The sequence below is a fragment of the Paraburkholderia fungorum genome, from assembly GCF_046026025.1.
GTDB lineage: Bacteria > Pseudomonadota > Gammaproteobacteria > Burkholderiales > Burkholderiaceae > Paraburkholderia > Paraburkholderia fungorum_E.
This window is the reverse complement of sequence record NZ_JAQQFL010000013.1, coordinates 114,969-128,696: the sequence shown is the minus strand read 5'-3', so window position 1 is coordinate 128,696 and position 13,728 is coordinate 114,969. Positions and strand designations below refer to the sequence as shown.

Here is a 13,728-nt window from a genome sequence, read left to right as displayed (position 1 = left end):
CTTCTTGCATTCAATGCCCGCTTTTTTGGCATAAGCGGGACACCTCAATGGAAAGTTTGAAAACCGGCACCGACACCCTCTTCCTTCTACTGGGTGCCGCGATGGTGCTGGCCATGCATGCGGGATTCGCGTTTCTCGAACTCGGCACGGTCCGCAAAAAGAATCAGGTCAATGCGCTGGTCAAGATTCTGGTGGACTTCTCGGTCTCGACGATCGCGTATTTTTTCATCGGCTACACGATCGCCTATGGCGTGCAGTTCTTCGGTAGCGCCGAATCGCTGGCCGCCCATAACGGCTATGCGCTGGTGCGCTTCTTCTTCCTCCTGACCTTTGCGGCGGCGATTCCGGCGATCGTGTCGGGCGGCATTGCCGAGCGTTCGAAATTCAATCCGCAACTGTTCGCCACCTTCGTGCTGGTCGGCTTCGTCTATCCGTTCTTCGAAGGGATCGCGTGGAACGGCCGCTTCGGTATCCAGGGCTGGCTGACCCAGGTATTCGGGGCGCCGTTTCATGACTTCGCCGGTTCGGTGGTCGTGCATGCGTTCGGCGGCTGGGTCGCGTTGCCGGCCGTGCTGCTGCTCGGCGCACGCCACGGCCGCTATCACCGCGACGGCGGCATCGCCGCGCATCCGCCCTCGAATATCCCGTTCCTCGCGCTGGGCGCATGGGTGCTGACGGTCGGCTGGTTCGGTTTTAACGTGATGAGCGCGCAGACCATCGACAAGATCAGCGGCCTCGTGGCGGTCAATTCGCTGATGGCGATGGTCGGCGGCACCCTCACAGCGTGGCTCGCGGGCCGCAACGACCCCGGCTTCACGTACAACGGCCCGCTTGCCGGGCTGGTGGCAGTATGCGCCGGCTCGGACCTGATGCATCCGCTCGGCGCGCTGGTCACGGGTGGCATTGCGGGTGCGCTGTTCGTCTATATGTTCACCTGCGTGCAGAATCGCTGGCGCATCGACGACGTGCTCGGCGTATGGCCGTTGCACGGTCTATGCGGCGCATGGGGCGGCCTCGCGGCCGGCATCTTCGGCTTGCATGCGCTCGGGGGACTGGGCGGCGTATCGTTCGGCGCGCAAGTGGTCGGCACGCTGGGCGGCATCGTGGTGGCGCTGCTCGGCGGCACGATGGTGTACGGGGCGATTCGCCTGACGGTGGGCTTGCGGCTCGATCAGGAAGACGAATACAACGGAGCGGACCTGTCGATCCACAGGATTTCGGCCACACCGGAGCGCGAAAGCGTCGGCTGAGGACTTAGCCGCACGCGAGGCTTAGGGGTGCGCTGGCTGCTTCGCGCCCGTATGTTCGCCGAGCAGCCCGAATTCGATCGGGCAGCGTGTGTAGAACACCGGGACGTTGCTCTCGCGCACGGCCTCGAGCAAGGCTTCCGCCTCGCCTTCGGTGACCGCGAAAATCACCTGCTGCGGTTGATCCGCCAGTTCGAAGAAGCGCGCTGCATGCCGCGCGCCCGCGTGGCCGATCCCTTCGGCCGCCGCCACGACGGTCGCGCCATGAATGCCGGCGCGCTTCGCGATCGACAGCAAACATTCGACAACCGTTTGATGGCGGTGGTGCTTGTTCTGCTCGGTATAGAACGTGAGCTGGTAGCCCTTCATCATGGCGGCCTCCCGCACAGTGACAACGAACCCACGGCAGACGCTCGAAGGCTCTCCATTCATTCTAGATCACGCTCCATGCCATGCGGCGAGCACGTGCGCGCCGCCGCCGCGCTCACCTGTCCCCAATGTCCCGTGGATGCTAGACTTGCGCGCTGGAGATGGCATTCTCCATTAACCGCCCTTTGATGGCTGATGATGCCTGCTTCGCCCGGACCACCGCGGACGCGGCATCACGCCTACCGCTCGAGCCCGGTTTGTCGATCTTTTGGCTTCGCCAGAGACCTTTTCCATGTATTTGTCCATTCTCGCGGTCGGCATCGGCGGCGCGCTCGGCTCGCTGTTCCGCTGGTTTCTCGGGATTCGTCTGAACGGCGTGTTCACGGGCATGCCGCTCGGCACCTTCGCCGCCAACGTGATTGCGGGTTATGTCATCGGCGTGGCGGTCGCGGGGTTCGCGCGGGCGCCGCAGATCGCGCCCGAATGGCGGCTCTTCGTGATCACGGGTTTGATGGGCGGCCTGTCGACTTTTTCGACGTTCTCGGCGGAAGTCGTGCAGCGCTTGCAGGACGGCCGGCTCGGTTGGGCGGCAGGCGAGATCGTCATTCACGTGGCGGCTTCGCTCGTGATGACGATCCTCGGCATCGCAACCGTTTCCTTGCTGTCGCGCTGAAAACCAACTGCCGGGACTACCCGCTTTTCCTGCGGCCGCGCAACGCAAACGCGGCCAGCGTGCATCCAAGCATGGCGATACCCGCCACATAGAAGGTATCGCTGTAAGCCATCAGAAGCGCTTCGCGGCCGATTATCCTGTCGACGATTCCGAGCGCCGCCTCGCGCGTGCCGGCGAGTCCGGATGCCGCCATGGCCTCGGCCCTGCCCACATGCCCCTGAGTCAACACCCGGACCATGCCGATCATGCGCTCCTGAAACGCGCCGTTGAACGGCGTGATCGCTTCTCCGATACGCGAGGCGTGCAGCTTCTCGCGTTCCACCACGATCTGACTGGCGATCGCAATGCCGATCGCACCGCCCAGATTACGCACCATGCTGAACAGGCCCGAGGCGGATCCGAGCTGGCTTTTCTCGATGCCGTCGACGGCCATCACGCCGAGTGCGACGACCACCAGCGACTGTCCAATGCCGCGCACGATCAGCGACGGGACGACGACGTTCGCCGATGCGTTCACGTCGAGATGAATGTTCATCAGGCAGCCGACGGCGACGAGCGTGAAGCCGGCGATAATGGCCGTGCGCGCACTGGTGCGGCGCATTAAAGGAGGCGTCAGGAACGACATGACGAACTGAACCAGTCCGTACGGCACCATCATGACGCCGATATCCCGCGCGCTGTAACCCTGCAGTTCGGCAAAGTAATTCGGCACGAGAAACACGACCGCGAACACCACGCCGCCGAACAGGAACTGCATCAGACTGGCAATGCCGAAGTTGTAGCGGCCGAGCAACCTCAGATTGATGAACGGTTCCTCGCGGCGAAGCTGTACCACCACGAACACCGTCAGTCCAACAACCGCGACCAGAAACATGTTCGCAATGAAGCTCGAGCCGAACCAGTCCTTGCGTCCGCCCTCCTCCAGCACGATCTGCAGCGCGCTGAGTCCGATGGCCATTGCTGTGATGCCAAGCCAATCCGCCTTGCGCAGACGGTCCAGATGCACGGGCTCGGGTTTGATCGCCCAGCCGATTGCGCCCAGCAAGACGAGCGCGGGCGGAATCTGCAGATAGAAGATCCAGCGCCACGAATACATGTCGGTCAGCCAGCCGCCCAGAGAAGGCCCGGCCGCCTGCGCAACATTGTTGGCGACGGCGAACAGCGCCATGCCGAGGGGATGCCGTGACGCGGGCAGCTCCGTCAGGATCAGCTGAAACGACAGCGGAATCAGCACGCCGCCGAACGCCCCCTGGAAGGCGCGCGCCACGATCATGGCATCGATGGTCGGCGCCACCGAACACACCAGCGAGAAGATCAGGAATCCGCTGGTGCCGACCAGCATCACGCGGCGGATGGAAAACACCCGCACGAGCCAGCCGGTCAACGGAATGACGATGATTTCCGCGACCAGATACGCCGTGGTGATCCACGAGCCTTCCTCGAAACTCGCGCCGAGCGAGCCGCGAATATCGGGCAGCGATGCATTGGTGACGTGCACGTTCATGCCGGCCATGAAGCAGCCGAACACGCCGCCGAGCACCGCCACCCACGCGCGCAGCGAGACCGGATCATGCGTACGGGAAGAAGCGCTCGCCGTGCTCATGAGCGGCTCGCCGCAGGCTGCGCCACGGGGGCGCCGGTATGCACCCGCGCAACGACCGACATGCCCGGCCGCAAGCTGATCGCGTCATGCTGACCGGCGTCCACCTGGATCTTCACGGGAATGCGCTGCACGACTTTGGTGAAGTTGCCGGTCGCGTTATCGGGCGGCAGCAACGCGAACTGCGCCCCCGAACCCGGTGCGATGCTCAGCACGCGCCCATGCAAGGGATGGCCCGCGTAGGTGTCGACGTCGATCTCGACCGCTTGACCCGCGCTCATGGCGGCGACTTCCGTTTCCTTGAAATTGGCGATCACGTAGACATCCTGAAGCGGCACCACGGCGAGCAGCGGTTGCCCGGTCTCGACGTATTGCCCCACTCGCACGGTGCGCTGGCCGACCGTGCCGTCGCTCGCCGCGCGAATCGTCGTGCGATCGAGATCGATCTGCGCGAGCGCCAGGGCGGCGCGCGCGACCTCGAGCTGGGCTTGCGCCTGCTCGATCGCCGCCATGCCTTGCGCCCTGCGCTTCTCGAGCACGGTTTGCTGGCCCCGCTGGGCTTGAACCGTCGCGGCGGCTTTGGCCAGCTCGGCGTCGGCGGTGAGTGAATCGGCATGCGCCTGTTCCCAGCGCTGCGCGCTCGACGCCTGTTCGGCCGCCAGTTGCCGGTAGCGTTCGGCGTCCGACTTGCGGCGGTTCGCGCCCGCCCGCGCCGCGTCGACGTCCGCCCGCGCCGCCTCCATCACGCTGCCTTGCTGGGCGATCTGCGCATCGAGCGTGGCGACGCTCGCCTGCTCCGTGTGCACGGTCGCGAGCGCCGTATCGACCGTCGCCTGAGCCCTGGCGACTTTGGCCGCATAGTCCGCGCTGTCGATATGCGCGAGCACGTCGCCCTTGTGCACCGGCTGGTTGTCGTCGACATCGACGCCCGTCACATAGCCCGGCACGCGCGAGCTGATCGTCACCACGTCCGCGCGCACGTAGGCGTCGTCGGTGCTTTCGATGAAACGGCCGACGCTCCACCAGCGAATGCCCACCACCACCAGCCCAACGGCTGCGATAAGCGTGCCCGCGAGCACAAGGGTTTTTTTGCTAAATGGCGACGTCTTTTCTGGAACGACAGTGGTACTCATAACGGGACCTTGATGAAAAATTAACGGACATGTGAAGCGATGCCGGGACGTGGCGCGTAATAAGCGATGTGCGATGCACGATGGCCTAGTGTTGCCAGCCGCCACCGAGTGCCTTGAACACCGCGACCTGGTCGGATGCGAGCGCTTCGGTCGACACCGCGAGCGCCGCATCGCCGGCAACGAGGCTGCGTTCGGCATCGAGCACATCGAGAAAGTCCAGTGCCCCTGCCTGATAGTTCAGTTCCGCGAGATGGAAGGCGCGGGCAGCGTTCGCGCGAGCGGCCTGCAATGCGCGTTGACGCTCCCATTGCGCGCCGTAGAACGTCAGCGCCTGCTCGGATTCCTTCAATGCCGTGAGCACGTTGTGCTCGAACTGCGCGAGCGCTTCGGTGTTATCCGCCTTTGCCTGCGCCAGCCGCGCGCGGCTCACGGCCATGTTGGGGAAGCGCCAGCTGATCAACGGCCCGACGCCCCATGCCACCGCGTACTGATCGCCGAGCGAGGCCAGGCTGCCGGTCGTCGACAGGAGGTTCACCGAGCCGCCCAATACGATCGACGGATACAGATCCGCCCGCGCGACGCCAACCCGGGCATCGGCGGCGGCCAGCTTGCGCTCCGCTTCGCGCAGATCGGGGCGGCGGCGCAACAAGGCGGCGCCGTCGCCAACCGGGAATGGCGCGCTGAGCACCGGCACGACACGGCATTGCTCGGCCGCCCTGGGAAATTCGCCCGGCGGGCGGCCCAGCAGCACGGCCAGTTCGAACAGCGCGGCGCGACGCTTGCCCTCGAGCGTCGGCACCGTCGCGCGAGTCTCATCGAGAAAGGCGGCGGCGCGAGTCACCTCGAGCTCGGATACCAGTCCGCGATCACGCTGCCGGATGGTCAGATCCACCAGGCGTTGAGCGATCCCAAGCGACCGGTTGGCCACGTCGATCTGTTCGCCATAGGCGCAGGCGTGCAGGTACGCATCGGTCGTCGAGGCGACAACCGAGACGCGCACCGCGTCGGTGGCCGCCTGCATCGCGTCGGCATCGGCTTGCGATGCATCGACGAGATGACGTACGCGTCCCCACAGATCCACTTCGTACGAGACCGCCAGCGAAGGCGCGTAAGCCCAGCGCGTGTCAGCCGACTCACGCCGCGCCGCCGCGACGATCTGATCGGCGTTCTGCTTGCCGTAGTTGCCGCCGAGTGCAAGCTGCGTATCGGGCAAGCGCGCGGCGCCGGTTTCGTTCACCACCGCTTGCGAACGCGCAAGCCGAGCGAGTGCGACCGCGAGATCGCGGTTCTGCTCGAGGGCGTCCTGGATGAGACCGTCCAGCACCGGGTCCTGGTAGAGACGCCACCAGTCGTCAGGCAAGGGTTGCTGCACAACCGGCGCATGGTCTGCCGACGTGAACGGCGCGGATGCAGCCGCCGGCAACTGCGGCGCGCGGTACGGCGCTTCAAGGGAACACGCCGAGCCAAGCAGGGCGAACGCCGCAACGCAGACCACGCGCAGAGGCGAGGCGGCGAAGCGGCGCCGCACGCGCGAGCGGGGCTTTGTGCCGGGGCGGACTAGGGAATGACCGGTGCGCCGAACAACGGTGCAAAAAGCGGTACTGACAGCGATATCAAAAGCGTGATTGAACGTAGTGCGGAAAGCGCCCGGAGGAACCATGACAGAAGCTCGGCAGTGGAGTCGAAGGCCAGATGGTAGAGTCCTGTGCTCCGGTCATCTCCCGAAGAATTGCCATGCATCATCGCGAAATGGACAGCTTCGGTTTTTTCGAAAGCCAGAAAGCGCTTGAAGTCGCGTCCGTCACCGTGCTCGCCACGGATCAGCCCGCAGGCACGGTATTCGCGCCCCACACGCACAGCAGCGGCCAATTGATCTACGCCATTTCAGGCGTGATGATCGTGCGTTCGGCCGCCGGCAGCTGGATCGTGCCGACCGGGCGCGCGGTGTGGGTGCCGGGCGGCGTGCGCCATGAAATCGAAATCGCGAGCGACGTGCAGATCCGCACGGTCTATGCCGCACCCGACGCTCGCGACGCGTTGCCCGACAGTTGCAGGGTGATTCTGGTGAGCGCGCTATTGCGCGAGTTGATCGTGACCGCGGTCGGCATTCGACCGGCCGCCGGGCACAGTGAACGGGAACGGCGGGTGCAGGAACTGATCCTCGACGATATCTGCATGGCCGAGCCCCTGCTCCTGCACGTGCCGATGCCGCGTCATCCGGCGCTCGTCGAGTTGTGCGCCGAACTGATTGCGCAGCCCTCGCTCGACGCGACGCTGCAAGGCTGGGCGCGCCGGGCCAACATGAATCCGCGCACCTTCGCCCGGGCGTTCCAGCGCGAAACCGGCATGACGCATGGTTCGTGGTGCCGCCACACGCGGGTTCTGCTAAGCCTTCCGCAACTGGCAACCGGCGCATCGGTACTCGATGTCGCGCTTGAACACGGCTACGACAGTCCGAGCGCATTCGCGGCGATGTTTCGCAAAGTGCTGGGAGTCGCGCCCAGCGAGTACTTCAGATAAGGCTGCCTCAAGACAAGGGATCGATGCCAAACCGTATCCCGTTCGGGGTGTCCAATTCGCGACGATCAGTTGAAGATTCGCGCGCGCGGTGCGCCGGTGTTGTCGACTAGACTGCCAACGCCAAGGTGCGCGGTTCAAGGCAGCAAGAAATCCGCGCCCGGCAATCCAACCTTGTCGACCGGGAGAATTTGACTGGATCTGATTCATTGCATGCGCGTTTTTTCGGTGCTCGCCGACACCGGCGGTTTTACTCGCAGCGCGGAACAACTCGGCCTTTCCACGCCTCACGTGTCGCGTGCCGTCGCTCAACTCGAAAGTCATCTTGGCACGCGTCTTCTGCATCGCACGACGCGTTCAATGGCGCTCACCGACGTCGGTTTGCGCTATCTGACGCGCGTGCACGAAGTCCTGCATGCGCTGGATGCCTCTGAACGTGAAGTGAATCTCGCCTGCGCCGAGCCACGCGGTACGCTGCGGGTGCATTGCAGTGCGAGTCTGGCCGATCACTTCGTGCTCCCCCTCGCGGCTGGATTCCAGCGCCAATATCCGCAGGTGAACTTCGATTTGACGGTGGCATCGCAGATGCCTGATCTGATTCGCGAACGCTACGATATTGCCTTGATCGCCGCCAACCATTTTCCCGAGTCCAATCTGGTCGCGGTGAAGGTCGGCACGATTCGAAGCGTGTTGTGCGCGTCGCCTGACTATGTCGAAGAACACGGCATGCCGTGCTCGCTCGCCGGTCTTGCAGCGCACCGCTGCCTGCAAATTGGCGGCCCGGCGTTTCGCGACCGCGAATGGGCCATGAAGTGCGGTTCGGAGACGATCATGGTGTGCATCGATCCTCTGCTAACCGTCGACGCCGGACGTTCGCTCGCAATCGCCATCCGGCAAGGCATGGGTATTGGGCCCTTACCCTCGTATATCGCCGCGCAGGAGATCCAGTCCGGCAACGCTGTCGCCGTGCTGCCGGAGTACACGATCAACGAAACCGACCTGTACCTGCTGTACGCGTCCAGACAATATCTCGACGCGAAAATACGCGCGTGGATCGATTTCACGAAAGCGCATATTCAGATGCAACGCGGCAGTCAGGAGAATAGCCAGGAAAACAATCAGGATTGCCACTCAATCACAGCTTAGACTGAGTTCTGCGCGTGTCTTCGTCAGAGGGTCTACGGCCTGCCCGGTACGCTCAGGTCTCGCAACGTAATGACGCGCCCCGCGAGTGCCTCAAATGAGGCGTCGTGGCGCCTCACGCGTCTTTGCTTTTGCGTACTTTCGCCCGGGTACTCGCCGGCGCGTTCTTCTTCAATCTGGTCTGATTGTGTTCAATCGCGGCGCGAACCAGACTCTTTAGCGCACGCTCATTGATCTTGTCGCCCTCGAAAAAATCGATCGCCCGTCTCGCGTTGCCTTCGAGACCCGCATTGAAGAGCTTGTCAGGATCCGCCAGGCTCGCTCCATGCGCGAAGGTCAGCTTCACCTTGCCTTTGTGGGCGTTGGCCACCGCGATCATGCCGTCGCGAGACCACACCGGGCTGCCCATCCACTTCCATTCCTCGATGATCTCAGGGTCGGCCGCCAGGATGGTCTTACGCATGGCCGCGAAGGTTTTGCCACGCCAATCCGTGATTCCCGCGATCATCTGGTCAATGGTTTCTGATGGATTCATTGGATCTTCATTGGATCGTTAGGCCTCGAATTCGGGTCCGGTTTCGACAGAGCCTGCCGTTCAATTGTGCCAGCATCAATCCGCCCGCGCCAATGGAGCCTTAAGTTCCCATCGATTTACCCATTAATTTACCCATTTTTTTCCCCATTTTTTTCGATTTTTATCGGTATTTTTGTCGCTCAGCGCAGAGGTAAGATCGCCGCAGCCTGAATAGCAGAAGGGGCAAACCATGGCGATCACCTTGAATCTGTCCGCGTCCGCAAATCCGAACAAGTCGTTGAAGATCGACGCCATTCGATTCCTTGCGGCCGTCTGGGTCCTGATGTATCACTTCAAGCCACCCGCGTTCAAAGAACTTCTGCCTCATCAGTTCGCCTTCCTCGGCGGCGCGTTGTGGTCAGCCTCGACAGCGCTATTCGCAGGCCCCGCCGCCGTCATCGTCTTCTTTGTCATTTCCGGCTACTGCATCCACAACGCATATCAAAAGGATGTGACGCTCAAGCCGATCAATTACTACGCCTCCAGATTCATCCGCATCGGCTTGCCGCTGGTCATCCTGCTGTGCCTCGTTCAACCGTTGCCGGCAGGGCAAAATTATCTGGAGTCCGTGCTGTGGTCGCTCTACTGCGAGATGGTGTATTACGCCGCCTATCCGCTCCTGCGCGCCCGCTTTCGCTACATCGGCGAAATGATCGTTGGCTGCGCGCTTGCGGCGGGCGTGATGGTGGCCGTGGTTCGTCTGATCGGGCACCCGGTTTGCCACGGCTGCGTCATCGAGACGTATGGCGTTCCCGGTACGGCTTTACTGTATGCGGCCGGATGGATTTTCGGCTGCCTGATCGCGGAGACCCAGCGCAACGCGGCGCAATTCCACGTTCGTGGCGCCTATTCACCGCTCACGTTGATGATCAAGCGCGGCCTTGATCGAAGCACGCGTTACCTCGCAAACCATCTGGTTGCGCTGAGAGTGGGGGTCGTCGCGGCCGGCGCGGTCGTGATGATTTTGCTGTCCGAATCGAATCTCAAACCGGCCATTGTGCCGTTGGTGACGCCTGATATCACGCTGCCGCTATTTCAGTTCCTCGCGGCGGTCTGGATCGCGGCGGAAACAGCCACGCCGTCAAGAGGCGGGATGTGGCCCAGGCTGGCCGCTTTCGGCGCGTGGTCCTATAGCCTCTATCTTTGCCACAAGATGGCGCTTGCCCTGCTCGAAATGACCGGATTCGACGACACCTCCCGCTTCGCGTGGTTCGTGCAGGTGGCGTTGGCGTTCGCGATCAGCTACGCGTTCTACCGGATGATCGAAAAGCCTTCGCATCTGCTTTCCCAGCGGCTACGGAAATACACGCCGAATGCGCCGGCGGCGCCGGCGGCTTGAAGCGCCGCCCTGAAACGACTGCCTGAAAGGCCCGCCCGAGGCGGCAATACCGGCTAGTGGCGCTTCGGCCCCGATCCTGGCCCCTCAGATCAACCCGCGCGCCTCATAACCGTCCCGGCCGCGGATCAGCTACGAAACCGTCACGATTGGGCATTATCACGCGCGGCAGCGACGCCGCGTCGAGCCGCGTATCCGCCGGCACGATGCCGTTGCGGTTGAGCAGGAATGCGCTGAGCGCGTACACCTCGTCGGCGGAAAGCGATTCGGGCGCGTTGTACGGCATCGCGCGGCGGATGTAATCGAACAGGGTCGTCGCATAGGGCCAATAGCTGCCCACGGTGCGCTTCGGCTTCGCGCTCGTCAGCGTGCCCTGCCCGCCTACCAGTTGATCGCCGAGACCGCCCTCGCCCTGCGCGCCGTGGCACGCCGCGCATTTTGCGGCAAACACATGCGCGCCGGTGGCGACGTCGCCGCTACCCGCAGGCAAACCGCGGCCATCCGGCGCGACGTCGATGTTCCAGGCGGCAAGGTCTTGCGCGGTGAGCGGTGTGCCGATCTCATGCCCTGTCCCAGCGCTCTGCTCACCCGGCGCGATCGATGAACACGATGCCAGCGCCGAGAGCGCCAGCAACGCAGCCAGCGCCGCCCGCGCCGTTCGTGTTGTCCGCGCCGGCGTACGTATCGAACGGCGGCCATCACGCATTACGCACCTCGCCGCTTGCATCGACTCGCCATTGCTGGATCGCGTTGTAGTGGTATTGCGAATTCAGCCCGCGCGCGGCAACGAGTTCGGTGCGCGTGGGTTGCACGTAGCCGGTGGAATCGGTGGCGCGCGAGAGAATCGCCGTCGCGCCGCCATCCCAGTGCCAGTCCGCCTGAAAGCGCGTGAGCGCGCGATCGTGGATGGCGCCGTCCAGACGCGCGAGACGCCAGCTCGCGCCGCCGTCAGTCGACACTTCCACTTTGCGGATCGTCCCACGCCCGGACCACGCCAGACCGGTGATCGGGTAATAGCCGTGGGTGGTGAGTCGATGTCCCGGCGACGGCCGCGTGATCACCGACTTCGCGTCCATCTCGAACGCAAACTGACGCGCCGTGCCGTTCGCGAGCAGGCTGGTGTACTTCGAGGTTTCCTCGCGCGTTTGCAGGGGCGCATCGACCACCTTCAGCCGGCGCAGCCACTTGACGTTCGTATTGCCCTCGAAGCCGGGAACGATCAGACGCAAGGGATAACCGTTCTCGGGACGCAAGCGTTCGCCGTTCTGCGCGTAGACCACCAGCGCGCGCTCGAGTATCCGTTCGAGCGGCAAACTGCGTGTCATCACAGCAGCGTCCGCGCCTTCCGCCAGCAACCAGCCGCCCGCCGGACCGATCGGGTTCGACAGACCGCCCACTTCTTCCAGCAGGGTCGACAAACGCACGCCGGTCCATTCGCAGCACGACAGCAGACCATGCGTGAGTTGCACCGGCATGCCGCTCGGACCATTCCATTCGTTGCCGGTATTACCCGAGCATTCGAGAAAATGAATCCGCGACTCGGACGGCAGACGCAGCAGGTCGTCCATCGTGAACAGTTTGGGCGTGCGCACAAGGCCGTGAATGGCCAGCCGATGCTGATCGGGATCGATGTCCGGCACACCGCCGTGATGACGTTCGTAGACCAGACCATTGGGGGTAAGCGTGCCGTGCAGATCGGCGAGCGGCGTCATCGACGAAGCCGCGCCCGGCAGTGGCCACGCGCGCGCACTCCGCCGCACGACATTCGCCTCATACGGTGACGGCACGCCGTAGGGATGCTCGAGGACAGGTCCACCCGGCACGCGGGTCGATTGCGCGAGCGCAAGCGGCTTGAGCAGTTCACTTGCGGCAGCGGCATGGGAAGCAACCAGACCGCCGGCCGCCAGACGACCAAGGAGTCGACGGCGGCCGCGCGACGGCGGAGCGTTATGCGGGTTCATCATGGCGTCGGCGCATCGTGGGCAAGCCGATTAGCGTAACGACGCCGGCTGTCCTGGCCAAACGATAAATTCGACTATCGATCGATACAGACCGCATATCGGACAAATGCGGTCCGCCGTCAAGCCAGCACGTTCGAGAACACCCGATCCGCGAGACGACTGGAATCGGTGCTGCTATTGAGCACGCCCACCGCCTTCAGGTCGTCGGCATAAAGCGAAATCTCCTTCTTGAACGCGTCGCCGACCGGATGATGGCGATCGGTATGGCTCTTGAGCATTGCCGTCAATTGGCCCACATCGGCAGACGGCGTATAGACCGAGAAAATCGCCGCCGCATCGGCCGGATGATTGGCAGTCCACTCGGTTGCTTCGAGCAGCGCCTGCGTCAGCGCCTGCGCAGTCGCGCGATCCTTTCGCACCAGCGAGCCGCGCACGCCGAGCACGCAGCACGAACGGTTCTGATATTCGCCGCAGAGATTGTTCGACACTTCGACCAGGCGATCGGATTCGCGGATCGTCCAGATGTTCGGGTCGCCATCCGCGATCGCCTGCACTTCGCCTTTCTTGAGCGCCTCGCCCAACAGATTCGCCGGATACTGACGCCAGTTCACATCGCGTTCGGGATCGACGCCGATCTTCTTCAACAGGATGGCGAAGAAATTCTTGGTGGGGCTCGCCATATCGCTCACGCCGATCGTGCGACCTTTCAGTCCCGCCACGTCGACGATGCCCGAGGTGCGCGTGGCCAGCAAACGCATGCACCCGCCGTGAATCCCGGCAGTCAGCTTCACATCGAAGCCCTGCTCGAGCGGTTTGATCCAGCGTAGCGCCATGCCGACACCGGCATCGGACTTGCCGGTCGCGATCGCTTCGAGCAACTGGTCCGTCGAACCCGAGAAATTCACGAGCTCCACCTGTAACCCGTGCCGCTCGAAGAAACCCTGCTTCACCGCCACGGCCACCGGCGCGGTACAGATTGCACCAGCGTTCCACGAAAGCTTGAGCGGTTTGAGCCCAGCCTGGGGCGTTTGGGCAACCGCCGGCGAACCCGATATGCCCAGCCACGCACCGCCGAGCGCCGCGGCGCCCGCAGTCCAGGCCGTCTTGCGCAACCAGGCGCGGCGGCCCGCGCTCAGCGGCGATTCATCGTAGGGATTCATGCTTGACTCTTCCTC

Annotated in this window: 13 protein-coding genes and 1 riboswitch; of the genes, 5 read left to right on the top strand and 8 right to left on the bottom strand. The window is 63.6% G+C overall.

The window, feature by feature from the left end:
* The first annotated feature begins 47 nt into the window (after positions 1-47).
* Positions 48-1,250, top strand: coding sequence for an ammonium transporter (locus PQR67_RS16590; RefSeq protein ID WP_408461126.1), 1,203 nt, complete (start codon positions 48-50; stop codon positions 1,248-1,250).
* Positions 1,251-1,271: 21 nt separating this feature from the next.
* Here the strand turns inward: PQR67_RS16590 and PQR67_RS16585 are convergent, their stop codons facing one another.
* Positions 1,272-1,619, bottom strand: a complete 348-nt coding sequence (locus tag PQR67_RS16585; protein WP_408461123.1) for a DUF190 domain-containing protein — start codon at positions 1,617-1,619, stop codon at positions 1,272-1,274.
* A gap of 145 nt (positions 1,620-1,764) precedes the next feature.
* Positions 1,765-1,828: riboswitch (Fluoride riboswitch) on the top strand.
* Between the two features lie 80 nt (positions 1,829-1,908).
* Here PQR67_RS16585 and crcB point away from each other — a divergent pair.
* Complete coding sequence (gene crcB, locus PQR67_RS16580; protein WP_120343380.1) at positions 1,909-2,289, top strand: fluoride efflux transporter CrcB; 381 nt, start codon at positions 1,909-1,911, stop codon at positions 2,287-2,289.
* Between the two features lie 16 nt (positions 2,290-2,305).
* Here the strand turns inward: crcB and PQR67_RS16575 are convergent, their stop codons facing one another.
* The 3 genes from PQR67_RS16575 to PQR67_RS16565 form a co-directional block, all read right to left on the bottom strand.
* Entirely contained in the window at positions 2,306-3,892 is a 1,587-nt protein-coding gene (locus PQR67_RS16575; protein ID WP_408461120.1) for an MDR family MFS transporter, read from the bottom strand.
* Positions 3,889-5,022 (bottom strand): HlyD family secretion protein, encoded by a 1,134-nt coding sequence (locus tag PQR67_RS16570; protein ID WP_408461117.1) that lies wholly within the window; start codon positions 5,020-5,022, stop codon positions 3,889-3,891. Before PQR67_RS16570 ends, PQR67_RS16575 begins: the two co-directional genes overlap by 4 nt.
* 85 nt (positions 5,023-5,107) lie before the next feature.
* On the bottom strand, positions 5,108-6,550 hold the full coding sequence (locus PQR67_RS16565; protein ID WP_408461114.1) for an efflux transporter outer membrane subunit: 1,443 nt from the start codon (positions 6,548-6,550) through the stop codon (positions 5,108-5,110).
* A gap of 221 nt (positions 6,551-6,771) precedes the next feature.
* Here PQR67_RS16565 and PQR67_RS16560 point away from each other — a divergent pair, with 221 nt between their 5' ends.
* Positions 6,772-7,542: an AraC family transcriptional regulator gene (locus tag PQR67_RS16560; RefSeq protein WP_408461296.1), complete on the top strand. Its 771-nt coding sequence runs from the start codon at positions 6,772-6,774 to the stop codon at positions 7,540-7,542.
* Between the two features lie 210 nt (positions 7,543-7,752).
* Positions 7,753-8,685, top strand: a complete 933-nt coding sequence (locus PQR67_RS16555; RefSeq protein ID WP_408461112.1) for a LysR family transcriptional regulator — start codon at positions 7,753-7,755, stop codon at positions 8,683-8,685.
* Positions 8,686-8,797: 112 nt separating this feature from the next.
* On the opposite strand, the gene PQR67_RS16550 is transcribed toward PQR67_RS16555, so the two are convergent.
* Complete coding sequence (locus PQR67_RS16550) at positions 8,798-9,217, bottom strand: DUF1801 domain-containing protein (RefSeq protein ID WP_408461109.1); 420 nt, start codon at positions 9,215-9,217, stop codon at positions 8,798-8,800.
* Between the two features lie 229 nt (positions 9,218-9,446).
* On the opposite strand from PQR67_RS16550, the gene PQR67_RS16545 reads away from it, so the two are divergent.
* Positions 9,447-10,595 carry an acyltransferase family protein gene (locus tag PQR67_RS16545; RefSeq protein ID WP_408461106.1) on the top strand — a complete coding sequence of 383 codons (1,149 nt, stop codon included), beginning with the start codon at positions 9,447-9,449 and terminating at the stop codon, positions 10,593-10,595.
* A 103-nt stretch (positions 10,596-10,698) separates the two neighbouring features.
* On the opposite strand, the gene PQR67_RS16540 is transcribed toward PQR67_RS16545, so the two are convergent.
* The 3 genes from PQR67_RS16540 to PQR67_RS16530 form a co-directional block, all read right to left on the bottom strand.
* Entirely contained in the window at positions 10,699-11,298 is a 600-nt protein-coding gene (locus PQR67_RS16540) for a c-type cytochrome (RefSeq protein ID WP_408461103.1), read from the bottom strand.
* The gene (soxC, locus tag PQR67_RS16535; RefSeq protein WP_408461101.1) at positions 11,291-12,556 is read right to left on the bottom strand and encodes a sulfite dehydrogenase; all 1,266 of its coding nucleotides are present in this window, start codon (positions 12,554-12,556) and stop codon (positions 11,291-11,293) included. The genes PQR67_RS16540 and soxC overlap by 8 nt, the downstream gene beginning before the upstream one ends.
* A gap of 116 nt (positions 12,557-12,672) precedes the next feature.
* Entirely contained in the window at positions 12,673-13,713 is a 1,041-nt protein-coding gene (locus tag PQR67_RS16530; protein WP_408461098.1) for an ABC transporter substrate-binding protein, read from the bottom strand.
* Between the last annotated feature and the right edge of the window lie 15 nt (positions 13,714-13,728).